25 protein-coding genes and 2 pseudogenes are annotated in these 22,583 nt (G+C 60.5%); 16 read left to right on the top strand and 11 right to left on the bottom strand.

The features are described from left to right. Positions 1-102: 102 nt before the first annotated feature. From BLR85_RS30545 to BLR85_RS21605, 4 genes and pseudogenes are all read right to left on the bottom strand, one after another. Positions 103-162 (bottom strand): annotated as a pseudogene (locus BLR85_RS30545) (hypothetical protein); the annotation flags it as partial. Positions 163-575: 413 nt separating this feature from the next. Then, positions 576-2,087 carry a malonate--CoA ligase gene (locus tag BLR85_RS21615; protein WP_093162238.1) on the bottom strand — a complete coding sequence of 504 codons (1,512 nt, stop codon included), beginning with the start codon at positions 2,085-2,087 and terminating at the stop codon, positions 576-578. Next, the gene (locus BLR85_RS21610; protein WP_093162235.1) at positions 2,068-3,357 is read right to left on the bottom strand and encodes a malonyl-CoA decarboxylase domain-containing protein; all 1,290 of its coding nucleotides are present in this window, start codon (positions 3,355-3,357) and stop codon (positions 2,068-2,070) included. The genes BLR85_RS21615 and BLR85_RS21610 overlap by 20 nt, the downstream gene beginning before the upstream one ends. A gap of 25 nt (positions 3,358-3,382) precedes the next feature. Continuing rightward, positions 3,383-3,769 (bottom strand): YciI family protein, encoded by a 387-nt coding sequence (locus tag BLR85_RS21605; protein WP_093162232.1) that lies wholly within the window; start codon positions 3,767-3,769, stop codon positions 3,383-3,385. A 104-nt stretch (positions 3,770-3,873) separates the two neighbouring features. Between BLR85_RS21605 and BLR85_RS21600 the strand changes: the two genes are divergently transcribed. The 8 genes from BLR85_RS21600 (at position 3,874) to BLR85_RS21570 (ending at position 10,492) form a co-directional block, all read left to right on the top strand. Continuing rightward, positions 3,874-4,755, top strand: a complete 882-nt coding sequence (locus tag BLR85_RS21600; RefSeq protein WP_093162229.1) for a fumarylacetoacetate hydrolase family protein — start codon at positions 3,874-3,876, stop codon at positions 4,753-4,755. Continuing rightward, positions 4,752-5,417, top strand: a complete 666-nt coding sequence (locus BLR85_RS21595; protein ID WP_093162226.1) for a malonic semialdehyde reductase — start codon at positions 4,752-4,754, stop codon at positions 5,415-5,417. Before BLR85_RS21600 ends, BLR85_RS21595 begins: the two co-directional genes overlap by 4 nt. 12 nt (positions 5,418-5,429) lie before the next feature. Then, entirely contained in the window at positions 5,430-5,582 is a 153-nt protein-coding gene (locus tag BLR85_RS29285; protein WP_170844690.1) for a hypothetical protein, read from the top strand. A 110-nt stretch (positions 5,583-5,692) separates the two neighbouring features. Then, positions 5,693-6,781, top strand: coding sequence for a C4-dicarboxylate TRAP transporter substrate-binding protein (locus BLR85_RS21590; protein WP_244520823.1), 1,089 nt, complete (start codon positions 5,693-5,695; stop codon positions 6,779-6,781). A 25-nt stretch (positions 6,782-6,806) separates the two neighbouring features. Then, the gene (locus BLR85_RS21585) at positions 6,807-7,370 is read left to right on the top strand and encodes a TRAP transporter small permease subunit (protein ID WP_093162220.1); all 564 of its coding nucleotides are present in this window, start codon (positions 6,807-6,809) and stop codon (positions 7,368-7,370) included. Then, on the top strand, positions 7,367-8,674 hold the full coding sequence (locus BLR85_RS21580; protein WP_093162217.1) for a TRAP transporter large permease: 1,308 nt from the start codon (positions 7,367-7,369) through the stop codon (positions 8,672-8,674). Before BLR85_RS21585 ends, BLR85_RS21580 begins: the two co-directional genes overlap by 4 nt. Positions 8,675-8,684: 10 nt before the next feature. Continuing rightward, positions 8,685-9,551 (top strand): dioxygenase family protein, encoded by an 867-nt coding sequence (locus BLR85_RS21575; protein ID WP_093162214.1) that lies wholly within the window; start codon positions 8,685-8,687, stop codon positions 9,549-9,551. A gap of 47 nt (positions 9,552-9,598) precedes the next feature. Next, the gene (locus BLR85_RS21570; RefSeq protein ID WP_093162211.1) at positions 9,599-10,492 is read left to right on the top strand and encodes an amidohydrolase family protein; all 894 of its coding nucleotides are present in this window, start codon (positions 9,599-9,601) and stop codon (positions 10,490-10,492) included. A gap of 35 nt (positions 10,493-10,527) precedes the next feature. Here BLR85_RS21570 and BLR85_RS21565 read toward each other — a convergent pair whose 3' ends face one another. Next, positions 10,528-11,229, bottom strand: coding sequence for a GntR family transcriptional regulator (locus tag BLR85_RS21565; protein WP_244520822.1), 702 nt, complete (start codon positions 11,227-11,229; stop codon positions 10,528-10,530). Between the two features lie 219 nt (positions 11,230-11,448). Between BLR85_RS21565 and BLR85_RS29280 the strand changes: the two genes are divergently transcribed. Then, positions 11,449-11,613, top strand: coding sequence for a hypothetical protein (locus BLR85_RS29280; protein WP_170844689.1), 165 nt, complete (start codon positions 11,449-11,451; stop codon positions 11,611-11,613). 78 nt (positions 11,614-11,691) lie between these two features. Further along, a pseudogene (locus BLR85_RS30540) lies at positions 11,692-12,423 on the top strand (GlcG/HbpS family heme-binding protein); the annotation flags it as partial. Here the strand turns inward: BLR85_RS30540 and BLR85_RS29275 are convergent. Further along, positions 12,411-12,743: a cupin domain-containing protein gene (locus tag BLR85_RS29275; RefSeq protein WP_170844688.1), complete on the bottom strand. Its 333-nt coding sequence runs from the start codon at positions 12,741-12,743 to the stop codon at positions 12,411-12,413. The pseudogene BLR85_RS30540 and the gene BLR85_RS29275 overlap by 13 nt on opposite strands. 117 nt (positions 12,744-12,860) lie before the next feature. Between BLR85_RS29275 and BLR85_RS29270 the strand changes: the two genes are divergently transcribed. From BLR85_RS29270 to BLR85_RS21540, 3 genes are all read left to right on the top strand, one after another. Further along, on the top strand, positions 12,861-13,370 hold the full coding sequence (locus tag BLR85_RS29270; protein ID WP_170844687.1) for a hypothetical protein: 510 nt from the start codon (positions 12,861-12,863) through the stop codon (positions 13,368-13,370). Between the two features lie 278 nt (positions 13,371-13,648). Further along, complete coding sequence (locus BLR85_RS29615; protein ID WP_212635125.1) at positions 13,649-13,963, top strand: substrate-binding domain-containing protein; 315 nt, start codon at positions 13,649-13,651, stop codon at positions 13,961-13,963. An 82-nt stretch (positions 13,964-14,045) separates the two neighbouring features. Further along, entirely contained in the window at positions 14,046-14,651 is a 606-nt protein-coding gene (locus BLR85_RS21540; RefSeq protein ID WP_093162200.1) for a 2-dehydro-3-deoxy-6-phosphogalactonate aldolase, read from the top strand. On the opposite strand, the gene fliF is transcribed toward BLR85_RS21540, so the two are convergent. Beyond that, a complete protein-coding gene (fliF, locus tag BLR85_RS21535) occupies positions 14,644-15,657 on the bottom strand; it encodes a flagellar basal-body MS-ring/collar protein FliF (RefSeq protein WP_093162197.1) in 1,014 nt (337 codons plus the stop codon). The two genes, BLR85_RS21540 and fliF, sit on opposite strands and share 8 nt — an antisense overlap. A gap of 271 nt (positions 15,658-15,928) precedes the next feature. On the opposite strand from fliF, the gene BLR85_RS21530 reads away from it, so the two are divergent. Both BLR85_RS21530 and arfB read left to right on the top strand, forming a co-directional pair. Then, positions 15,929-16,561: a queuosine precursor transporter gene (locus BLR85_RS21530; protein WP_093162194.1), complete on the top strand. Its 633-nt coding sequence runs from the start codon at positions 15,929-15,931 to the stop codon at positions 16,559-16,561. A gap of 305 nt (positions 16,562-16,866) precedes the next feature. Then, complete coding sequence (gene arfB / locus BLR85_RS21525; protein WP_093162261.1) at positions 16,867-17,289, top strand: alternative ribosome rescue aminoacyl-tRNA hydrolase ArfB; 423 nt, start codon at positions 16,867-16,869, stop codon at positions 17,287-17,289. Between the two features lie 54 nt (positions 17,290-17,343). On the opposite strand, the gene pncB is transcribed toward arfB, so the two are convergent. From pncB to BLR85_RS21505, 4 genes are all read right to left on the bottom strand, one after another. Then, entirely contained in the window at positions 17,344-18,636 is a 1,293-nt protein-coding gene (gene pncB, locus BLR85_RS21520) for a nicotinate phosphoribosyltransferase (protein WP_093162191.1), read from the bottom strand. A 69-nt stretch (positions 18,637-18,705) separates the two neighbouring features. Continuing rightward, entirely contained in the window at positions 18,706-20,985 is a 2,280-nt protein-coding gene (locus BLR85_RS21515; RefSeq protein WP_093162189.1) for a hybrid sensor histidine kinase/response regulator, read from the bottom strand. A 92-nt stretch (positions 20,986-21,077) separates the two neighbouring features. Continuing rightward, complete coding sequence (gene pncA, locus BLR85_RS21510) at positions 21,078-21,680, bottom strand: bifunctional nicotinamidase/pyrazinamidase (protein ID WP_093162188.1); 603 nt, start codon at positions 21,678-21,680, stop codon at positions 21,078-21,080. A 146-nt stretch (positions 21,681-21,826) separates the two neighbouring features. After that, positions 21,827-22,174: a polysaccharide biosynthesis/export family protein gene (locus BLR85_RS21505; protein ID WP_093162187.1), complete on the bottom strand. Its 348-nt coding sequence runs from the start codon at positions 22,172-22,174 to the stop codon at positions 21,827-21,829. A gap of 203 nt (positions 22,175-22,377) precedes the next feature. Between BLR85_RS21505 and tnpA the strand changes: the two genes are divergently transcribed. Continuing rightward, a partial coding sequence (gene tnpA, locus BLR85_RS21500; RefSeq protein WP_139188496.1) for an IS200/IS605 family transposase occupies positions 22,378-22,583 on the top strand: 206 nt, incomplete at its 3' end.

The raw sequence follows: 22,583 nt of genomic DNA, 5'->3' as shown, positions 1-22,583 counted from the left end.
CGCCGGACGCCCATCCACCTGCGCGCCGCGCGGGTGGGCGGGTCCTTCCTCGCTCCAGAGCCGCGCGATCTTCTTGTGGTTCACATGCCAGCCTTCGACGCGAAGCAGTTCGGCCACCTTGCGGTAGCCGTACCGGCCATGGCTTTTTGCCAGCCGGATCATGGCCAACTGCAACGGTTCGTCGTCCCTTTCGATGGCCAGGTGCTGCATCGAGCAATCAACTTGCAGGTCCGGCGTTCGGACGCGGAAAACCTCTGGCGGGTCTGAATGACGGCCTGACGAAGCGGGCTCGTCGTCAGGCCTTGGGCTTCAGGTTTTCCTTGAGGATCAGCTTGTCGAGTTCCAATGCGGCCACGATCTTCTTGAGCCGAACACCAGGAAGGCGGCCAAGGGGCATAGGACCTATCCATATCTGCTGCGTGGCCCGCGTGTGGATCGGCAGCACCAAGTTTGGCGCGGCGACATCACCTGCCGGGCAACGGATCAGCAGGACCAGGGAGTGGCTTAAAACGTGCCAGATCCTGTCAATGGATCAATCCCGTAGTTCCTTAAAGGGGAAACTCTGTCCGGGATCGTCAGGAAAGGCAGCCTGCGTAGGCTTCCCTCAAGGCGTTCTTTTGCACCTTGCCCATCGTGTTTCGGGGAAGGCTGTCCACCACTACCAGCCTGCGGGGATGCTTGAAGCGGGCGAGCCGCTCGGAGATCCCGGCCAGCAGGCTGTCGGGGTCGATCTGTGCTCCCGCGATTGGAACAACGACTGCCACGACTGTTTCGCCAAGATCCGGATGCGGCACGCCGATCACGGCGCTTTCCTGCACCCCTTCCATACTGTCCAGCAATACTTCGATTTCCTTGGGGTAAATGTTGTAACCCCCGGCGATTATCAGGTCCTTCTGCCGACCGACGATGTGCAGGTAATCCTTTTCATCGATGAGCCCGAGGTCGCCGGTGAGGAAGAAACCGTCGGCGCGCAACTCCTCCGCTGTCTTCTCGGGCATCCGCCAGTACCCTTTGAAGACATTGGGGCCGCGCACTTCGATCATGCCGGTTTCGCCCCGGGGCAATTCGTTCTCGCTGCCGGGCTCCGTGATGCGGATCTCGACGCCAGGAAGCGGCATGCCCACGGTTCCGGCGATGCGTTCGCCCTCGTAGGGGTTGGAGGCGTTCATGTTGGTTTCGGTCATGCCGTAGCGTTCGAGAATTCGGTGCCCGGTCCGGGCTTCGAATTCCTCGTGCGTTGCCGCCAGAAGCGGCGCACTGCCGCTGACGAAGAGGCGCATTGCAGAGACGCGTTCGCGTGTCAGGCGCGGATCGGCCAAAAGCCTGGTGAAGAAGGTTGGCACGCCCATCAGGGTCGTCGAGCCCGACAGCGCCTCGATGATCGCGTCCAGATCGAATTTCGGGAAGAAACGGATGGCGGTGCCGGATAGAAGGCTCACGTTGATTGCCACGAAGAGGCCATGCGTATGGAAGATTGGCAGCGCATGGATCAAGGTGTCAGCATCGGTGAAACGCCAAAGGTCGGTCAGGGCTTGGGCGTTGCTGAGCAGGTTGTCATGGCTCAGCATCGCTCCCTTGGAACGCCCGGTGGTGCCCGACGTATAAAGGATCGCGGCCAGATCCTCAGCTGAGCATTCGGCGACGTCGTCAAGTGGGGCGGTTCTGGCGGCTTCGGACGAAAGGATGCCATTGCCATCGGCGTCCAATGTCATCAGCGAGGCGCCGACAGAGGCCGCGATTTCGGCAAGCGACTCCTGGGAGCGTGGATCGCAGATCAACATTTTCGGCTCCGCGTCCGAGACGAAATAGGCAACTTCTTCGGGTGTGTAGGCCGTGTTGAGCGGCAACAGAACTGCACCGATCCGGATCGAGGCCGCGTAGACGGCAAGTGCCTCTGGCGTCTTGGCGACCTGAAGGGCGACCCGATCACCTTTCGCCACGCCCATGTTGCGCATAACCGATGCCTGCCGGGCGGCAATCTGTGCAAATTCCGCGTGGGAGAGCGTGCTGCCGTCGGGGTGATGCAGGAAAACCTTCGCGCTGTCGTTTCGTGGCGCGAACATGGCGTCAAACAGGTGATTGGGCATTTTCGTTCCACTTCTCGGAAGCAATGTGAGCCTGTCCGGCACGGACCAGGGAATGGACATTTCGTGACAGGCTGACGGTGTGATCGGTTGCGAAACGTTCGCTGTGTGCCTCGACATGCGGCGCGTCGTACCGATAGTTGGCCATTGCACCGAAGGACTGCCGTATCCCGTTCGCGGAGAGGTCGGCGTCGGCAAGCACGTTCTCGATGGATGCGCCGTTTGACAGGTGGAACCGAGCGACCGGATCACGTGGCAGGTTCTCGTGACGTTTTGCAGCGGCAAGATAGGTTGCCGCGAGTTGCCTTAACGCCTCTCCCTCAGGCGGGGCGGCAGTCTCGCCGGCCTGCTCCTCGAACCAGCGGCGGAGACCGGGGATCGGTGAGAGCGTGACAAAGGTCTTCAGGTTTGGAAGTTCGAGCGAGATGTCCGAGACAACGTGCTTGATTAGCGAGTTGCCGAAGGAGATTCCCTTCAACCCGACCTGGCAGTTCGAGATGGAATAGAACACGGCGGTGTCTGCCTGCGTGGCCGGGATTGGACTGCGATCAACCGCGAGCACGTCCTGCACCGAGACGGGAACACCCTTCGTCAACGCCACTTCCACGAAGATTAGCGGTTCCTCGGGCATTCGCGGATGGAAATAGGCATAACAGCGCCGGTCGTTCGGCTGCGTGCGGCGGCGCAGGTCCTCCCAGTCGTCGATCTCGTGCACCGCTTCATAGGCAATGATCTTTTCAAGGATCGTCGCGGGCGTGCTCCAGTTGACCCGGTCCAACATCAGAAAGCCGCGATTGAACCAGGATGTGAAGAGGTGCATGAAGTCGAGATCGATCCGGCCAAGATCTGGGTGCTCTGTCATCATGCACAACAGGTCTTTGCGCATGTTCACCAAGTGCGTCGTCGCCCCGTCCGCCTGGTTTAGCTTGCGGAAGAGTTCCTGCCGCTTGGGTTCGGATACGATCAGCAACTGCTCAAGCGTGCCCGGGCTGGGCGCATCGGCATAGGCGCTGGCCGCAGCCATGATTTCGGCCGGCGCCACGTCCAGTTCGTCGAGAAGGTAGCGGAAGAAGGCAAGCTTTCCGGCCTCGGGCCGATCCGCGTAGGCTGCCAGAGCCGAGACCGCGAGGCGCAGGGTCGAGGATTCGCCACGGGCCGAGATCAACTCGCGACAAAGCTCGACGAGAGAGCGGTCGTCATCGGCCGGGCGGACGGCGGGACTGGCCTGGAAGATCCCGGACAGGAGACTGGCAAGGGGAGCCGGGGCGCGCATCAGTCCGCCCTTGTCCGTTTTGCAATCACCGGAAAGACACCGACTTGCCGGAGAGGCCAACATTCAGGGTGAAACTGCCTTCGTTTATCAGCCAGCGACGCAACTCGTAGCGGCGAGTTCCGTTACTGTGCATCGGGTCCGCCTCTGCCAGCGCACGTGCCGCTTCGAGAGATTCGGCACGGTAGATGATCATCCCCTCGCCATGGAGTTCCTCTCCGCTTTCATCGGAGACGGGGCCGGCAAAGGCCAGTTTCCCAGCGGCTTCCAACTCTGCCTGGTAGGCGAGGTGTGAGGGGAGCATTTCTCGCAGTTTTTCAGGCGGCTTCGCGGGCACGCTCCGCGCCACGTAGAGTTCCAGCGCCAGCGCGCCGCGCTCGCGGGCTTCCCGCTTGTAATCGTTCCAGGCAGGCATGACTTCCTCCGTGTTTTCTGGGCGCAATTCTAAATTATCGATTTTATTTGACAATGGCAAAAATAATCACCAAAAATTAGGTCAAGCTGTCAAGAGGAGCAACCATGCGTTTCAGGGTCGGAAAGAGCAGTGCCGGATTCGGTGTGCATGTCGTGGATGGAGACGAAGCCGTGAACCTTACGGCCCTCGATCCTGCCGTGGGTGAGGATCTTATGGGGCTTATACAGGGCGAAGCCGATTTGGATCAGTTGTCGGGCAGGATCGCTGAAGCGACAAAGATGTCCCTGGACGCCGTGACGCCCGCCTTGCCGGTCGCAAACCCCGGCAAGGTCATCTGCCTCGGCCTGAACTATGTCGACCACATCAAGGAGGGCGGCTACGACATTCCGGAGTACCCGGCGCTCTTCTTGCGCGTGCAGAACTCGCTGATGCCCGCCGGCGCACCGATGATCCGACCATCTTGCTCGGAACGGCTCGATTACGAGGTCGAGTTGATGGTGATCATCGGCAAGGGCGGCAAACACATCGCAGAGGCCGATGCGTTGGACCACGTGTTCGGCTACACGCTTTTCAATGACGGCTCGGTTCGCGACTACCAGCGCAAGACCCACCAGTGGACGCCGGGCAAGAATTTCGACGCCACCGGCGCAATCGGCCCGGACGTGGTGACACCGGACGAGCTTCCCGAGGGTGCGGTCGGGCTCAAGATCGAAAGCCGCGTTGGCGACGAGATCCTGCAATCGTCCACGACCTCCGACATGCTGTGGTCGGTTGCCAAGACCATCGCCACGATCTCTGAATTCACCACGTTGGAACCTGGCGACATGATCGCGATGGGCACGCCGCCGGGTGTCGGCCACGCCAAGACGCCGCCGCGCTGGCTCCGCCCGGGCGAGACCGTGGATGTGGAGATTGAAGGCATCGGAATCTGCTCCAACCCCATCGTCGCTGAAGAGGACATTGCGACTTTTGAGGCAGCTGAGTGACAGCCCTGACCGGAGAAGCACTGGCGCGGGCACGCGCCGAGGCACAGGAGGCGGTGCGCAAAGTTCGTATCGCTTGCCCGAAGTTGGATGACGCCGCCATCGACCTGATCCTGCGCGACGCCCGCTCTCACTACGCCTGGACGGATCGGCCGGTGCCGCGGGAGTTGCTGGAGGAGATCTACGAGATTACTGCCAACGGCCCCACGAGCATGAACTGCTGCCCGGCACGTTTCCTCTTCGTGGAGAGTGCAGAGGCGAAGGCTCGGTTGGCAAAGTCACTGAAGGCCAAGAATATCGACAAGATGATGTCGGCTCCGGTCACCGTGATCATCGCCCATGATCTCGATTTCTGGAAAGAACTGCCTTTCCTGTTCCCACATGAGGACCGGCGCCCGCATTTCGAGGGCAAGCCCAAGCATTCCGAGACAACGGCATTCCGGAACGGTACGCTGCAGGCGGCCTATTTCATGATTGCCGCGCGGGCCGTTGGCCTCGACACAGGCGCGATGTCCGGCTTCTCCAACGAAATCGTGGACGAGGAGTTTTTCGGGGGCTCCACGCTGCGTTCGAATTTCCTTGTCAACCTAGGCTATGCGGACGAGTCGGCGCTGTTCCAGAAACTGCCCCGCTTCCCGTTCGACAAAGCCTGCAAGTTCGTCTGAAGGGACAAGGGGATGGCAATTCGGCAGAAGACCGTGATCACCGTGAATATGCAGGGGCAGGCGTCGAGCCATTCACTTGTCGAGGTCGGCGTTCGCGATCTCGCGTCGAAAATCGACGAGCCGTTGGAGCGCGGCGGCACCAATTTTGGATTCTCGCCGACCTAGACCATGAAATACAGCGCGATATTTCAAACTATACGAAAGAGCCGGGACCAACCTGGACATTAGCTGGCGCAAGACCTGACGCCGAACCAATATCATCAAGGGAGGACATGATGATTGCTACCTGGACACGACGTGCCGCGATCGGCCTGCTGGCTGCAACGGCCCTGACCACCCCGGCGCTGGCCGCGGAGAAGATCACCGCCGTGGTTATCGACGGCTACCCGGCCAAGGCGCTCTGGGTGAAGGAGTTTTCCGATTTCTTCATTCCGGAAGTCGACAAGCGGCTGGCCGTGGCCGGCAACTACGAGATGGACTGGCAGGAGAGCTATGGCGGCGCCATCGTGAAGCCCAAGGGCGTGCTCGAGGGCGTCAAGCTGGGCTTGGGCGATATCGGAATCGTCACCACGATCTTCCACAACTCAAAGCTGCCGAGCCAGGCGATTGCCGCCGTCACGCCCTTCGTCTCGTCGGATTCGCGCGCGGTTGCGAAAGCGGTGGACGAGATCGCCAAGGAATTCCCGACCATGCAGGAGGAGTTCGGGGACGAAAACCAGGTCTACCTTGCCACAGGCGTGGTGCTCGACACCTACCAACCCTTCTCCAGCAAGGAGTTGACCGGGCTGAAAGATCTTGAAGGGATGAAGGTGGCCGGCGCTGGCATGAACCTGCGCTACCTTGAAGGCATCCAAGACGCCGCCGGCGTCCGGGGCGGTCTGACCGACTTCTACAACATGGTTCAGACCGGCATGACGGACGGGGCGCTGCTCTGGCCGGAAGCCGCCCAGACCTTCAAGATGGCGGAAGTCGCGCCCTACATGCTCAAGGCCGACCTCGGCGCGGTCAACACCAAGACCATCACCGTTAACAAAGACTACTGGAACGCCCTGCCCGACGAGGTGAAAGGCGTGCTTCAGGAGGTGGCGGTGCTCTACCGTGACCATGTTGCCGGCATCGCGATGGACCGCGCGAGCGAGAGCCTGGAGGCCTACAAGGCGTCCGGCGGGACGGTAGTCGAGATGTCGGAGGAGGACCGCAAGGCCTGGGCCGCCGCGATGCCGAACATCGCTGCGGAATGGGCGAAGTCGCTGGATGATGCCGGCGAGCCGGGCAGCGAGATGCTGAAGGCCTATATGGACAAGCTCAAGGCCGCCGGTTTCGAGCCGGTGCGCGACTGGTCCGCAGACCTCGCCACGAACTGACACCAGGCAGGCCGGAACCATTCAGATGAATAACGGGGCATTCAAGACCGCCGTCACCGGCCTGTCGAAGCTGGCCAACGGCATCGCCATATCGGCGAATGCCGTTGGCACGATCGTCGTGCTGCTTCTTGTGCTGGTCGTAAACTACGATGTCGTGGCACGGGGCATCTTCAACAAGCCCTTCCTCGGCGCCGTCGAGGTCGTGCAGTTCTCGATGGTTCTCATCGTGTTCCTGCAACTTCCGGACGTTGTGCGGGTGAACCGTCTGACACGCTCGGACGGGTTTCTCGCGGTGATCGGGGAGCGCCGCCCGGGGCTCGCGCGCAGCATGCGCCGCGTCATCAATTTCGTCTCCGGCGTCTTCATGACACTCATCGCTGTCGCCATCTGGCCGGAGTTTGCCGAGAACTGGGAGAGCAAGGATTTCTTCGGCATCCCCGGCGTGTTCACGGCCCCGTGGTGGCCGATCAAGCTTGTCATCTTCCTGTCCGCCACGCTCTGCGTTGTCATCTTTGGGCTCAAGGTCATCACGGGGCGGGAAAGTCCCGAGATGATCCGAACCCTCGAACATGAGGAGCCGGCCGAATGAGCCCTATCGAGATCGGCCTGACCTCCGTCGCCGCCATCGTGATCCTCGTCTATCTGGGCGTCTACATTCCCATAGCGCTTGGTGTCGTCTCCTTCGTCTCGATCTGGTTGATGCGGGATAATTTCGACCTCGCCATGAACCTGCTGAAGATCGCCGTGGGCGACTCGGTGATGGAATACACCTTCGCCACTGTGCCGCTCTTCACCTTCATGGGGTTGATCGTTTCCAAGGCGGGGCTGGGGGCGGATATCTACGAGGTCATGAATTCCGGTTTCCGCAAGGTGAAAGGCGGGATCGGGATGGCGACTGTCGGCGCGAACGCCGTCTTTGCCGCCGTGACCGGCTCCTCCATTGCCTCGGCCTCGGTCTTTTCCAAGGTCTCGGTGCCGCAGATGCTCAATTACGACTACAACCCGCGCTTTGCCGTGGGCGTGGTCGCCGGCTCCTCGGTGCTGGGCATGATCATCCCGCCCTCGGCGATGCTCATCATCTATTCCTTCGTTGCCGAGCAATCGGTTGGTGACATGTTCCAGGCCGGGATCGTGCCGGGGCTGATGCTGGCGGCGGCCTATGTCGGCTGGATCTGGACCATGGGCAAATTCGCTCCCTCCTATATCGGCGGGCGCAGCTTCGACGAGACCGAGTGGATGAGCTGGGGCGAGATCGCAGAGAAGACCTTGCCGATCACCGCGCTGATCGTCGTCGTTCTGGGCGGCATCTATACTGGCTGGCTGACGCCGGTGGAGGCCGGTGCCACGGGATCGCTGCTCGGGCTGACCATGGCCGTCCTTCGCCGGAAGATCGACCTGAAAGGCTTCTGGCAAGCGCTGCTGGAAACCGGCCATATCACCGCCGCGATCCTGTTCCTGATCACCGCCGCGTCGATCTACAGCCGCATGCTCGGGATGGCGGGCGTGCCCAATGCGCTCGGAGATTTCCTTGAGACGGCACAGTTCAGCTTCTTCTGGATCATGTTCTTTTACGTGGTGCTGATGATCTTTCTCGGCACGCTCCTCGACACCGCCTCGATCATCCTGATCGTCGTGCCGCTCTTCCTGCCGCTGATCGAACCAATGGGTCTCAGCCTGGTCTGGTTCGGAATCGTCACCGTAGTGGGGGCCGAGATCGGCCTCCTGACCCCACCGCTGGGCATCTCGTGCTTCGTCATCAAGGCGACGCTGAACGACCACCGCATTTCGTTGAAGGATGTCTTTATCGGCGCCTTCCCCTTCGCGGTGGTCATGCTGATCGTTCTGATCGTTCTGATCCGCTTCCCATCGCTCAGCCTCGCAATCCTGAACTGAGGTCTCTCTCATGCGCAACGTTACCACCGACAACATCACAGATGTCTTTGCCGCCTATTTCGGAGAGGAGACCGACCCACGCACCCGTGACGTGCTGATTGCTCTGGCGCGACATATTCACGACTTCGCCCGCGAGACCAAACTCACCCATGACGAGTGGCGCAAGGGGTTGGAGTTTCTCGAATGGGCCGGAAGGATCACCACCCCGGAGCGTAACGAGTTCGTGCTCCTGTCTGATGTCCTCGGCCTTTCCTCGCTTGTGGACATGCTGCATTCGCGCGCCGATGCCACCTCCTCTTCGGTGCTCGGCCCTTTCCACGTTTCAAACCCGCCGGCGCTGCCTATGGGCGGCGATATGAAGCGGGATTTCGAAGGCGAGGTGCTGTTGGTGACGGGCACCGTCCGCGACACCGCCGGCAATCCATTGCCGGGTGCCACGATCGACATCTGGCAGACCGCGCCCAACGGCATGTATTCCAGCCAGGATCCGGATCAGGACATCCATTCCTTCCACGGGCTTATGACCTGCGACGAGAATGGCCGCTACGCTTTCACCACCGTTCGCCCGGTAAGCTACACGGTACCCGATGACGGTCCGGTGGGGGAGATCCTGCGCGCGGCGGGGCGGCACCCGTGGCGCCCCTCGCACCTGCATTACATCGTTTCGGCCGAAGGCCACCGGCAGCTTGTTACCGAGGTTTTCCCCGACGACGATCCATATCTTGATCAGGACACGGTTTTCGGTGTGCGCGATGACCTCGTCATGACCTACGTGCTGCAACCGGCCGGAAGTTTTCCCGAGGGTTTCGCGCTTTCCGGCAAGGTGGATGGAGCCTATTCCAGCGTCGATTTCGACCTCGTTCTTGCGCCTCTCTAGGCTGACTGGCAGGCTTGAAACCACAGCCGCATCGGGAGGAAAAAGCAATGGCGATCGTTACTATTCCCAGAGCCGCGCTGGCGCTTCCGATCCTGCTGTTTCTGTCCTGCGGACCAGCCGGGAGTGGCGAGGCGCCGATCGGCGCGGCGGTACAGGATCTCCCGATCTTCGATGCCCATATCCACTACAAGGAACCCGCCTGGGAGGCATACCCGGTCGAGAGCATCATTGAGTTGATGGACCGCAACGGCGTGGCGATGGGTCTTGTCTCCTCGACGCCGGACGCGGGCACGATCATGCTATGGGAATACGCACCGAACCGCGTCGTGCCGGAACTTCGCCCCTACCACGACGACGCCAATTCCTCGAACTGGGCCAAGGCGGAGGGAATGAAAACCTATCTGCGCGGCCGGCTGGAGCGATACCCTCATCAGGGGATCGGCGAGTTCCACATTCACCAGTTAGACACATCGGACGAACCATTGTTTCGTGCGGTAATCGAGATGGCGAAGGAACGGGACGTCCATCTCCATGTCCATTCCGGCCCAGAACCGATCCGCTGGCTCAAGTCGCTCGATCGGGACGTGAAGATCATCTGGGCCCATGCGGGGCTTTCGACTCCAGCCGAGGGCGTCCATGCCCTGATGAAGGAATTTCCGGATCTGCTCGCCGACACGTCGTTGCGAGAATGGGATATCGATGCCGATGGCCGTGGTCTCGACCCTGACTGGGAGCGGATCATCCTCGACTTTCAGGACCGGCTGATGGTGGGGTCGTATACTTGGGTCAACAGCCAGTGGGACAATTACGATGCCATTATCGAGTCCAACCGCAAGTGGCTGGCGAAGCTGCCGCGCGAAGTGGCTGAAAAGATTGCCTATCGCAATGCGGAGCGCGTCTTCCGGCGAACGATCTCGATGGATCAGATCGGGACGCGCTGAACTTTGGGACGGCCCGCCCAAGCCGCCACTGATCGTCAGTCTTGGTCCGTCTGGCTGAACAACCCGTTCAGGAAAGCACCCGTCTGGCGGTAGTGGTTCAGCAACCGTTCCGAGGCGAGATTGGCATCGCGGTCGAGTGCTGCTTCGAGGATTGCCGCATGTTCGGAGGCAACGTCGCGTTTCTGATAGTTGAGCGCCTTGCCGGCGAGGTATCGGTAGCGGATGTTCAGGTCGTAAAGCTGGCTGCAGAACTTCATCAGGATCGGCGAGCGGCAATTGGCCAGAAGGGCCATGTGAAAATCCTTGTGGCGCGCCTCGAAGGCTTCAAGATCGGTGGGTTGCTGACGGACCATCTTGTGATGGGCCAGCACCAGTGCGTCTTCCCATTCTTCGTCTGCGTTGGAGATGCTCTGGCGTAGGGCCATCTCCTCCAATTCGCAGCGCAGCGTCAGAATCTCGACAAAATTCTCGTGGCTTGTATCGGCGGCGCGAAAACCGCGTTGGTCCAGACGTTCCACCAGAAGGTCGGAAGTCAACAAGCTCAGCGCCTCCCGAACGGGCGAGGCGCCGGTGTCCAGCACGTTGCGCAGACGGTCAATCTTTAGCTTTTCACCGGGTTGCAGTTCGCCAACCACGATCATTCGCCGCAAGGCAAGGTAAGCCTTGTGGGTCGCCGAAACCTCGTTCGTCATGGATTCCGGGGAGCGCTCTGAAGTGCCGTTTTTCATGAGAGTCATAATATCGTTTTTTCCGTGAGCGACAATTGGCGTTTGGCCCCGCAGCCCTGACCCTTCCCGATTGCTTTAGTCGACAGTTTTGGTTCAACGGTTTCTCGGCGACCTCACCGACGCCTCTGTCAAGTCTGTATGCCAAGGATAGTTTTAACGATAAAAATTTAAAAGAACTAAAAAAACGACAAAATGAGCGGTGAATGCATGAGGGTATCCAGGGATGAGATGCCTGCAGAAGTCGGGGAAACCCTCACCAAGGTGACCTATACCGAGGAACAACTCGCCGAATTCCGCGAGATCGCCGGCAAGCCGGTCTGGGATACCTGGATCGCCGAGAACCAGGACAAGTTCGACGCCGTCTGGCAATATGCCGAAGAGGCCCCGAAGTAAGACCAATCAGGGTCGCCACCCAGGCGTGGCGACCCACTGGCCCAAGGGATGCACATGTCGGACAGCACGAGCTCGAAAGGGGCGCTTGCCGGGGCAACCTGCGCCGCCGCCGTCTCGGGCGCCTCCACCGCCACAGCTGCCGTCTTCTCGCGCGTCACCATCCCGGAGGTGCTGAAATACAGCTATGATCGGAAAATGGCCGATGGAGTCGTTGCCGCCGGCGGCACGCTAGCCACGCTGATCCCACCCTCGGCCGCCATCGTCGAAGAATCCGTTGGCGCGCTGCTGCTCGCCGGCTTCCTGCCCGGCATCGTATCCGCGTTGATCTATGCCGGCATCATCATCGTCTGGGCGATGATCAAGCCCGAGCATGCGTCCGCCGTTACCGGCTAAACTTGGGGCGACCGGTTCAAGTCCCTGCCGGGAGTTTCACCAATCTTCCTCGTGGTGGCGATGAAATGCGAGGACGGTTCCGGGATCATCCGGTTCGACGTGGCCTTCGGCAAGGCATGGCGCGCGCTCGGCATGGGGATCTCGAGCCGGCTGATCGGCGACCGGCTGTCGAACCGGCCGACCTTTCAGTTCGCGCTGGCCACGGCTTCCGATGGTCAGTTGATCCCACTGCCGGGAGGCGTGCTGATCCGCGACGCCGTGGGGATCAATATCGGCGCCGTCGGCATTAGCGGCGACACCTCGGACAAGGACGAGTACTGCGCGATCAAGGCGATCCATGCCGCGGCGCTTACCTCGGAACCGGCCGAGCCCGACCCGGGCTGGCACGACTCTTCTTTCTCGGATCACTCCCCTTGAGGCAGGCGGACCACCTGGTCGATATGCCGGTGGGTCACCTGGAGGCGTGGCCTGGCGGCGTATTCCGCGTCCAGGATCCGGATGCTGTGATGCCCCAGTAGCGTGACCGGCAGCACCATGAAGCGCACGAAGCCGGATTTTTCGAACGCGGTGCTCGCCGCCTCGAACCAGCAATCGCGCGCGCGCATCGTCGTGCGGTGATCATCGGCTTCCGAGGAAAGCTCGCCCTTCAGGAGGAAGCGGACACCCGGGCCCGGATGGACATGCCGCCAGGCGGTCGCTCCGGGCGGGAAGGTGACCGTGTCGAGACGCAAAAGCACTTCTTTCTCCGCTATATCGATTTGCGCGACATGGAGAAGCGCGTCGGAATCGGGCGGTGTAATTCCAAGACTGAAACGCAGCCAGCTTGCGGGCCCGCCAATGGCCCGGACGTTTCGTTGGGCGCGCCGTTTAGCACTGAAACCCCGCTCCAGAGGCTTGCAAGCTTCGGAAAGGTTCTGGAAGAGGCGGCACCCTCGTTGCTTCGCACGGCTGTCGTGCTGGGCCTGTCGGGGTATATCGGCCGGACGGCGGCACAGGTTTTACCAACGGCTGAGATCGCCCATTGGCTCGAGCTTCATTCGGTCTCGCCTTGGGTATTCCTTGCTTCGCTCCCGATCCTCGTGACGCTCGGTGGCCAGATTGCGCTCAGCCCGATCCTGCTGGTCGTTTTCTTCGGGGAACTGGTTTACCAACTCCCAGAGTTGCCAGCGGACCCAACCCTGATCGTCTATTCGCTTTCGGTTGGTTGGGCGCTCGGCCTGTCTGCCTCTCCCAATGCCACCGCAACGCTGCTCGTTTCCGCGATTTGCCGAATCCCCCCGACGACGCTGACTTGGCGCTGGAACGGCCGCTATGCGCTTCTGTGCTACGCCGTTTTCCTGTTTATTCTGGCGTTCCTCGTGTGAGCGGACGGGTTATGGGTTTCCCGGACTCATGAAAATTCGACAGAAAACTGACGATTGATTGATTGTCGCGTCCTTCCTGTGTGAACACGGGGAGAAGACGATGTTCAAAGCGACAAGTCATCTGGCGGGCGTCGCGGTTGTTGCGCTGAGCGGGACAACGGCCATGGCCGAGGATCTTCGGATCGGAACGGCGAGCCTGGGCGGGGCCTCCTATGCGCCGACGGCCTATGCCCAGGCCATTCTCGCAAACCCTGATATAGTCGGGATCGGCGGCACCGATGGCGACAGCGGGCAAGGGCGCCGCGATCGCGGTGACCGAGGCCGGCCGCAAGGGCGAAATCAAGATCGTCGGCATGGACCGCAATGACGATATGCTGCCCTATATCGAGGACGGCACCGTTGTAGGTGCAATCGCCCAGAAGTCCTTCGCCGAAGCCTTCCTCGCCGTTCATCTCCTCCAATGGCTGAACACCGATGGCATGAAGGTATTGCCGGACTGGCAAGCCGCAGCCGTGAATCCGCTGCCGGAGCAGGTCGTCGCCGGGGTCATGAAGATTACCCCGGAAAACGTGGCCCAGTTCAAACACAACTGAGCGCACCGGTCGTCTGCGATCCCTCTGCTGGGTCGCAGACGGCCCCAACATCTCGGCAGGAAACACCAGAAGGCACACCATTATGAAAGACCGCGAAATCATCGCCATCCTTCGTGGCGTTCGCCCAGACGAAGTTGTCGATATCGCTACAGCGATCCTCGACGCGGGCATCACCCGTATCGAGGTACCCTTGAATTCGCCGGATCCGTTCGACAGCATAGGGAAGCTTTCGGCGGCTATGGGCCTCCGGGCACTGATCGGCGCCGGAACGGTGCTGACGACAGAGGACGCGGCGCGGGTCGCTTCGGTCGGAGGCCAGATGGTCGTTTCGCCCGATTGCAACACAGATGTGATCGAGGCGACCAAACGCACCGGCATGGTGTCTTTTCCTGGCGTGATGACTCCAAGCGAGTGCTTTCGGGCATTGCGGCACGGCGCTGACGGCCTGAAAGTCTTTCCGGCATCGGTCCTCGGAATCTCCGGGTTGAAGGCACTGCGCGCCGTGCTTCCGAGATCCGCCAAGGTTTACACCGTTGGCGGCGCCTCGTCGGAAAACTTTGGCGAATGGATCCGAGCCGGGGCGACCGGTTTCGGAATTGGCACGGCAATCTATCAGCCCGGCGACACGTCAGAGGATGTGTCTGGCAAGGCTATCAAGATCGTCCGCGCATATGATGAGGCTAGGTAGGGCCTGATACCCGTACGATTTCGCGCTGGGTTTCCGACAGTTCGAAATTGACACGTTCCCGCGTTTCGTTGTCCTGGCTTGATTGATCGCTCCCGCCGGAACCGGCACTGCCATCAGGCAGGTTGCTGGCGACGGTAACCGCGCCGCCCGTGGCTCCCTGGGATGTCGAGTTGCGTTCTTCCGTTTCGGTGCTGATCGCCACGCGGCCTTCCGGATCGAAACGGCGCTCAATAACGGACTCGCGCTCGGTAACGGCTTCCAGACTCAGTTCGACGACGGCATTGCCTGGGCCGACCCGCGCCTCGAGCAGGCGTTCCACATTCCGCTTGAGCGCTGCAGCGCGCTTGTCCACATTCACCGCGGCCGAGACCTCTCCGCCCACGACAAGACCACTCTCGCCATCAATGACAGAAACCTGTTCCGGTTTCAGGCCGGGAACAGCGGAGGCCACCAGGAACCGCAGGGCGCGTGCATTTGCTTCCGTCAGCGCGGCGCTCGCAGGGGTCACCACAACGGACGCCGTCGCGCCCTGGTTTCTCCGAAACCCGCTGGAGGGAGGCGTCGAAATATGGACGCGCGCCCCCTTGATCTGAGGGCTTGTCACGATGGTCCGGGCGAGTTCCCCTTCCTTGGCCCGCCAATAAGCGGCGTCGAACATCTGTGACGTCGTTCCAAATCCGGACAGGTTGTCCAACAGTTCGTAGCCGGCGGAGCCATTGCTCGGCAGCCCCTGGCCGGCAAGAATCATCCGAAGTTCATCGCGACGGGTGGCATCGACATAGATCGAGTTGCCCCGAACCTCGAAAACGACTCCTTGCTGTTCCAGCGCAGCGACCACATCGCCCGCCGCGTGTTGCTCCAGGCCGGAGTAGAGCAGGTCGAGCCGTTTGGCTGATACCATCTGTGAGAGCGCCAGAACGGCTGCAAACATCGCAAATTTCGAAAAAATAACGATAAATTTGCGACGTGTGTCCAGGCCTGACCAAACTCCGAGTACATTCTGCACGCGACACCCTCCATACGGCGGCCCCTTTTGGGACTCGAGGCAAATCTCGGGGATCCTGTTTAAGATCTGACTAATGCGGACAGGAAGTTTTGCGCGTAGTGAGCGGCGGGAAGACAAAACCTGCCCTTGGCTTTAGCTCTGTGAAAAAGATTGCGATTTGTCCCGGTTGTGGATAATTGGGCGGCTTGCACGCCATGGTAGCGCTCAATCGGCCATGGTTTCGTATTTCCGACAGCGCCAAAGCTGACCGAATGAAAGAGGACTGGGGACTATGACGCGCAAATTCCTTCCCGGCATCCTGGCAATGGCCGGTGTTGTTGTGGCTTCGAACATCCTTGTGCAGCATCTGCTCGGCCAATGGCTGACCTGGGGAGCTCTGACCTATCCCTTTGCCTTCCTGGTGACCGACCTGATGAACCGAATCTACGGCGTTGGTCCTGCGCGGCGCGTTGTTCTGATCGGTTTCTTGGTCGGGATTGCCTGCTCTCTGGTTGGCAGCCAGATTCACGGCGAATTCGGTCCGCTCGTGACCCTGCGGGTGGCCGTCGGCTCCGGGACAGCCTTCCTGGTTGCGCAACTCGTTGATATATCGGTGTTCAATCGCCTGAGAGAGGGCCGCTGGTGGCGCGCTCCCCTGGCGTCGACGCTGGTGGGCTCGTCGCTCGATACAGTGATCTTCTTTTCGATCGCGTTTTCGGCGGCGCTCAACGGTATGGAGCCGGGAAATATGCCGGTCTGGGCGCAGGATAGCCTTCCTGTTCTCGGCATGGGGCCGGTCGCGCCGCTGTGGGTCTCGCTGGCTTTCGCCGACTGGATGGTGAAGCTGTCCCTTGCGCTGGTCGCGTTGATTCCCTTCCGCATGATCGTTCGGCGGCTCCTCGCCACCCCATCCGAAATTCATTGACTAGTAATGGATCTGTGTCACTCTGATCACAACCGAAGCAAGCGGAAGGAGGTGATCCAGTGTCGAGAGTCATGCTGGAGAGGGGTTTTGTTGATATCGGGGCGGCTCGCAATTAGGCAGGCCAATGGCCTTTGCCCCCTGACGGACTTATGGGTTCATGAAACCTGACCTCCATGATAGCTCGGAGGGCCGTTCCAAATAGGAGCGGCCCTTTCCATTTGTTCGCCGGTTGGCGTGACCCGGAAAAGTGGCTAGTCAGTCCTCAAGGCAACCGCCGTGCAATGCGAAACGGCAGGGAAGACGGCATGTTACGGGTGAATGACGAGATCACGATCGAAGAATGGGAATTGACCGAGCAGTTCCGCCGCGCCTCCGGACCCGGCGGACAGAATGTGAACAAGGTCTCCACCGCCGTCGACCTGCGCTTTGAAGCGGCGCGCAGCCCGAACCTGCCCGGAGCCGTGAAGAACCGGTTGAAGCGGCTGGCGGGGCAGAGATGGACAGCAGATGGCGCCGTTCTAATCCGTGTCGAGGATACGCGCAGCCAGGCTCGGAACCGGGAATTGGCGCGCGAAAGGCTCGTGGAACTGATCCGGAAGGCCACGAAGGCGCCCAAGCGGCGCATCGCCACCCGTCCGACACTCGCCTCCAAAAGACGTCGACTTGAAGGCAAGGCAAAGCGCGGAGAGGTCAAGTCGCTTCGCGGTCGTGTGGCGGACGACGACTGACATGCCAGCGACCGTTGTGCAGAGGCAAAATGCCGGATGCTCAGTCGCCTCTGCTCAAACGATCACTTCCATGGGTTCTTGCTCGCCAACGCCGAAGACACGCTTGTATCGCGCCACTTCATCGGCAGGCCCCATCGATTTATTCGGATTGTCCGAGAGTTTCACCGTTGGGTGGCCGTTCGCGGCGACCGCCTTGCACACGAGGGAAAAGGGGCGGAGCGCGTCCTCGGCAACGAGTCCCTGGAAGTCATTCGTCAGCAGTGTACCCCAGCCGAAGCTCACCCGTGTGCGGCCGTTGAAACGCTCGTACAGTTCGAGGATCTTGTCGACGTCGAGACCGTCGGAAAAGATCACCAGCTTGCGCTTGGGATCTTCTCCGCGGGATTTCCACCAGTCGATCGCGGTTTCGGCACCCTTCACGGGATCCCCGCTATCGATGCGGATGCCGGTCCATCCGGCCAGCCAGTCCGGAGCGTGTTTCAGAAACCCCTCGGTCCCATAGGTGTCGGGCAGGATGATCCGCAGGTTTCCGTCATGCTCCTCCTGCCAGTCTTCTAGAACGCGATAGGGGGCATCTGCCAGCTCTTCGTCATTTCCCGCGAGAGCAGCATAGACCATTGGAAGTTCATGGGCGTTCGTGCCGATCGCCTCGACTTCCTGCCGCATGGCGATCAGGCAATTCGACGTCCCGATAAAGGCGTCGCCCAACCCCTCGATCAGGGCCTGAACGCACCAGTCCTGCCAGAGGAAGGAATGGCGGCGGCGTGTTCCGAAATCCGCGATCCGCAGGCCGGGAACCTTGCGCAGACGCTTCACTTTTTCCCAGAGCTTTGTCATCGCCTGCGCGTAGAGCACCTGCAGCTCGAATTTCTCCATCCTGTTCAGAACCGCCCGGCCGCGCAGTTCCATCAGGATCGTGAGCGCGGGGATTTCCCAAAGCATGACCTCGGGCCAGGAGCCCTCGAATGTCAGCTCATATTGGCCGTCCCGTTTCTCGAGCTGGTATTCGGGCAGCCGCATCTGCTCGAACCATTCCATGAAATCCGGCCGGAACATCTGACGCTTGCCATAGAAGGTATTGCCGCGCAGCCACGTGCTCTCGCCCCGTGTCAGCGAGAGAGAGCGCGCATGGTCGAGATGCTCGCGCAACTCGGCCTCGTCGATCAGTTCCGCGAGGCGGATATTTCTCGATCGGTTGATGAGCGAAAACCGAACCTGTGCGTCCGGCTTGTTCCTGAACACCGACTGGCACATCAGAAGCTTGTAAAAATCGGTATCGATCATGGAGCGCACGATCGGGTCGATCTTCCACTTGTGGTTCCAGACGCGTGTCGCGATATCGACCATGAGCCGACCCCTTCTTTTGCGGTAAGGCGCACGCTATCGGGAGCGATGCCGGAATAAAAGAGGCCGCAGTCAGGCGGTCAGGCTGTCACGGTGGCTTTGGAGCGGATCCTGCTCGACGGCGAGGGCAGATGTGATCGCGTTCAGAAGATCCCGTTTGCGGAAAGGTTTCGTGATAATTCCGTCCATCCCCGACGCGATGCAGAGGTCCCTGTCTTCCGGAAACGCATTGGCTGTCAGCGCAATGATCGGAACCGGAGTTGCACCACTGTCCTTTTCGGCCTGGCGCATCAGGCCCGTTGCAGCCAGACCGTCCAAAATCGGCATGTGCAGGTCCATCAGAACGATATCTGGCGCATGCTGCCGGAACAATTCGAGCGCCTCCCGGCCATTTTCCGTAAGAAGCAGGCTTGCGCCGGTTCCGGCCAGCATTCGCTCCAGCAGCATGGTGTTCGTGCGATTATCTTCCGCGACGAGGATGCGCACGCCGGAAAGATCCTCGGTCACGGGCGGAAGTTCGGAGATTCTCTCAGATACGGATCTGCTCTCGGTATCCTGTTCTGCAATAGGCAGGGTGAGCGACACGAAAAACACGGTTCCCGATCCCGGCGCCGAGCTAACGGAAATCTCTCCGCCCATGGCCCTGACAAGCAAGCGGGAGATCGCCAGCCCAAGTCCGGTTCCGCCGAAGCGTCCGGCGATTTTCGAGTCCGCTTGCACGAAGCTCTCGAAAACCCGCTCGAGTTGCGACGCTTCGATGCCCACCCCAGTGTCGCGCACCAGCACAAGCAGGTCACAGGTTCCGTCCACCAGCCGTACGGAAACCTCCAACTCCACGTTTCCGATCTCGGTGAACTTGATCGCGTTTCCAAGCAAGTTGAGCAGAACCTGGGACAGCCGGCGTTCGTCGCCGATCAACCGCTGTGGCAAGCTCGACGGCAGCACCATCCTCAGCCGCAGGCCTTTTGCATCGGCCAGCGGCTGAACGAGATCGATGGCGGATTCAAAGCACCTATCGGGGTCGAAAGGATCTACAATGACCTCCAAGCGCCCCTCTTCGAGGCGTGAGAAATCCAGAATCTCGTTGATGATCGCCAACAGGGAGTCACCCGAGGAACTGATCGTGCGCACCAGTGTTTCCTGTTGTCTGTCGAGATCCGTCTCGAGGAGCAGTTCCGTTGTGCCGATAACACCATTCATGGGTGTGCGGATTTCGTGGCTCATGGTGGCCAGGAAATTGCGCCGGGCCCGAACGGAGTCTTCTGCAACGCGGCGAGCCTCTGCCAGTGCCTGCTCGCGCTCCTTTGCTTCACCGATATCTCTTTCGATGCTGACGAAACTCAGCAAGTCGCCTTGCTCGTCGAACAGGGGGCTCATGTTGACATCCACCCAGATCGGATTCCCGTCCTTGTGATGGTTGATTATTTCGATCCGGATCGGTCTCATCTCGTCGCGCGCCTTGTTCAGCCTCTCTGCCGAGGCCGCGTCCGTTTGCGCGCCGTTCAGGAAGGTGACGTTCCGACCGACCGCCTCGGCGTAGGAATAGCCGGTGATCCGGGAGAACGCCCGATTTACCCAGGTGATGATGCCGTTCTGGTCGGTCACGATGACACAGTCGCTGGCATGTTCGGCTACGAGCGCCAGCCGCCGTGTCGTCTGTCGGGATTGCTCGAGGGCTGCATTCGTATGTGCCAGTTCCCGCGCGTTTTCGAGCGTGCGCATGCGGGATTTGTTGCTTCGTTCCTGGGTCTTGAAGACGTGGCGGACGATCAGCCAGCAGACATAGATAAGGAAGCAGATACTCAATGCTTCGTAGATCAGGGAAGGGTCCGAAATGCCGTTACGGAGCCATTCCTGATATGTAATCACCGAGGCACTGATGAAATACGCGATAATCCGGATGATTGAGGCACCGCGATGGGCCGAAAAAACCAGCGCTGCGTCCAAGATTCCCGCGAAACAGGCGGCGCCGGCCAGAACGCGCGTGTCGCCGTGGCCCAATGAAAACATCAGCGTGATCGCAAAGGCATTCGCGCCGGCCTGCAGGCCGCCAGTCAGCGTGGTGAGGCCTATCGCGGGGGGGAGTCTGTCCCCGAGCGCGCTGCGCTTCGCATAGCGGCTAAGAACATAGCAATCGAACGCCTCACCAGACACCGAGACGGTTGCCGCCAGAATGGCCATCTGTAGACCGCCGAGGTGGTACATCACCGGAAAAAGGACGAATACGATTGCCTGCCGTGTTCGAAAAGATCTCGAGCGGCCCCGGCAATATGACAGGAACCGGCCCTCTGCTGTTCGGCTGGCCCGGAACTGCTCCAGGGCCTCGTCCGCTTCCTTCATTCTGGGGTCCATGCCCGCTCCGATTGCCTGGTGGGGAACCTTTTTAGTTGGCCCGTCGGAATAGAAAGCAAAAAAGGCTTCTGGAAAGGTTAACGCTCAATGAGTCACGTTTCGAGAAGGGTGACGCCAGCGGCTTTCATGCCCCCCAAAGCCGTTTCCAGTGAGCCGTCGAGGTCAATTGCGCGACAGGCGGCAAGTTCGACCTGAACGGCAAACCCGAGCCGCGCGGCGTCGATGGCGGAATAGCTCACGCAGAAATCTGTCGCGAGGCCGGCGAGGACGAGGGAGTCGACATCGCGGCTACGAAGATAGCCGTCCAGACCGGTAGGAGTGGTCCGGTCGTTTTCGAAAAAGGCGGAATAGCTGTCGATTTCGCGCCGGAACCCCTTGCGCAGGATCATGTCGGCCGGATCGGTTTGCAGGGCCGCGTGGAACGCCGCGCCTTCCGTTCCCTGGACGCAATGGTCGGGCCAGAGCACCTGCTGCCCATATGGCATCTCCGTCAGCTCGAACGGATTTTTGCCGCCATGTTGCGAGGCAAAGGAACTGTGATCGGCAGGATGCCAATCCTGTGTGAAGACGCGCACCGGGTATTTCGGCAGCATGGCATTGATTGCGGGTAGGATCTCGTCGCCGCCGGGAACGGCAAGCGCGCCTCCGGGGCAGAAATCGTTTTGAACATCAATGACGATCAGGGCTTGGGTCATGGGCCACCTCCTGAACACTGGCTAGGCAAGCTGGCCGGCCGGGTCAATGGATGGCTGATTCTCGAATGGTTGCCCGCCTGTCCGGGCTTTGAGGGTGGTGGCTTCGCTGGGCAGCTCGAGAAGATGCCCAGCGAAACTGTTGTGGCTTAGAAGCGCGCGAGAGCGTTGATGGTCGAGTTCAGCAGGCCCGGCGTGATCTGGGAGATGATCCGGTTCCACTGCGTGATCACCTGCTCGGACACGAAGATAACGTCGTCGGGGCGAAGTTCGAAACGTGTGGCGAGAGTGAAGGAAGCCGCGTTCTTGGCATCGAGTTGCCAAGCCGTCACCGCTCCGAATTCACGGGGGTCTTGCGAGGATCGCAGAACGTAGATCTTCCGGATATTGCCGGTGATGGTCGGGATGCCGGCGTCGGAATAGATGGCGTCGGCGAGACTTGCACGCTGGTTATAGGGAAGAACGAAACGGCGCTGTTTCGTAACTTCGCCCGTCAAATAGACGTAATCCCGGTCGATCGCGTCGAGATCCAGGCGATCCTTGAAATTATCGCGTGCCTCGTTCAGTCTCCACGTCTGGGTGCGAACCCTCCGACTTCCAGTCGGATCGGCTTCAGCGCGAAGAATCAGCTTATGCTCTTATCCTCCCGAAAATGAGCCGCCCGGTCAGGGCAAAGGCTCATTTTCGGGAGGATAAGAGCATGCAATACGACACGGGCAAGCATTGCGTCTTCTATCACCGCTACCACATCGTCTGGTCGACGAAGTACCGCTTTAAGGTGCTGACCGGCACCTTGCGGCTGCGGGTCCGCGACATTTGCCGCCAGGTGTGCCGGGAGAATGAGGTCGAAATCTTGCGCGGGGTTCTGTCGAGCGACCACGTCCACATGTTTGTGTCGGTGCCGCC

It is taken from the genome of Aliiruegeria lutimaris (assembly GCF_900099935.1).
Lineage (GTDB): Bacteria > Pseudomonadota > Alphaproteobacteria > Rhodobacterales > Rhodobacteraceae > Tropicimonas > Tropicimonas lutimaris.
Note: the sequence above shows the minus strand (reverse complement) of the source record. Positions and strands in the feature narration are given on the sequence as shown.

Excerpts from the sequence above, each read along its gene's own strand:
- BLR85_RS21615 (WP_093162238.1), bottom strand. The coding sequence starts at position 2,087 with ATGCCCAATCACCTGTTTGACGCCATGTTCGCGCCACGAAACGACAGC.
- BLR85_RS21610 (WP_093162235.1), bottom strand. The coding sequence starts at position 3,357 with ATGCGCGCCCCGGCTCCCCTTGCCAGTCTCCTGTCCGGGATCTTCCAG.
- BLR85_RS21605 (WP_093162232.1), bottom strand. The coding sequence starts at position 3,769 with ATGCCTGCCTGGAACGATTACAAGCGGGAAGCCCGCGAGCGCGGCGCG.
- BLR85_RS21600 (WP_093162229.1), top strand. The coding sequence starts at position 3,874 with ATGCGTTTCAGGGTCGGAAAGAGCAGTGCCGGATTCGGTGTGCATGTC.
- BLR85_RS29285 (WP_170844690.1), top strand. The coding sequence starts at position 5,430 with ATGGCAATTCGGCAGAAGACCGTGATCACCGTGAATATGCAGGGGCAG.
- BLR85_RS21590 (WP_244520823.1), top strand. The coding sequence starts at position 5,693 with ATGATTGCTACCTGGACACGACGTGCCGCGATCGGCCTGCTGGCTGCA.
- BLR85_RS21585 (WP_093162220.1), top strand. The coding sequence starts at position 6,807 with ATGAATAACGGGGCATTCAAGACCGCCGTCACCGGCCTGTCGAAGCTG.
- BLR85_RS21580 (WP_093162217.1), top strand. The coding sequence starts at position 7,367 with ATGAGCCCTATCGAGATCGGCCTGACCTCCGTCGCCGCCATCGTGATC.
- BLR85_RS21575 (WP_093162214.1), top strand. The coding sequence starts at position 8,685 with ATGCGCAACGTTACCACCGACAACATCACAGATGTCTTTGCCGCCTAT.
- BLR85_RS21570 (WP_093162211.1), top strand. The coding sequence starts at position 9,599 with ATGGCGATCGTTACTATTCCCAGAGCCGCGCTGGCGCTTCCGATCCTG.
- BLR85_RS21565 (WP_244520822.1), bottom strand. The coding sequence starts at position 11,229 with ATGACTCTCATGAAAAACGGCACTTCAGAGCGCTCCCCGGAATCCATG.
- BLR85_RS29280 (WP_170844689.1), top strand. The coding sequence starts at position 11,449 with ATGCCTGCAGAAGTCGGGGAAACCCTCACCAAGGTGACCTATACCGAG.
- BLR85_RS29615 (WP_212635125.1), top strand. The coding sequence starts at position 13,649 with ATGGCGACAGCGGGCAAGGGCGCCGCGATCGCGGTGACCGAGGCCGGC.
- BLR85_RS21540 (WP_093162200.1), top strand. The coding sequence starts at position 14,046 with ATGAAAGACCGCGAAATCATCGCCATCCTTCGTGGCGTTCGCCCAGAC.
- BLR85_RS21530 (WP_093162194.1), top strand. The coding sequence starts at position 15,929 with ATGACGCGCAAATTCCTTCCCGGCATCCTGGCAATGGCCGGTGTTGTT.
- arfB (WP_093162261.1), top strand. The coding sequence starts at position 16,867 with ATGTTACGGGTGAATGACGAGATCACGATCGAAGAATGGGAATTGACC.
- pncB (WP_093162191.1), bottom strand. The coding sequence starts at position 18,636 with ATGGTCGATATCGCGACACGCGTCTGGAACCACAAGTGGAAGATCGAC.
- BLR85_RS21515 (WP_093162189.1), bottom strand. The coding sequence starts at position 20,985 with ATGGACCCCAGAATGAAGGAAGCGGACGAGGCCCTGGAGCAGTTCCGG.
- pncA (WP_093162188.1), bottom strand. The coding sequence starts at position 21,680 with ATGACCCAAGCCCTGATCGTCATTGATGTTCAAAACGATTTCTGCCCC.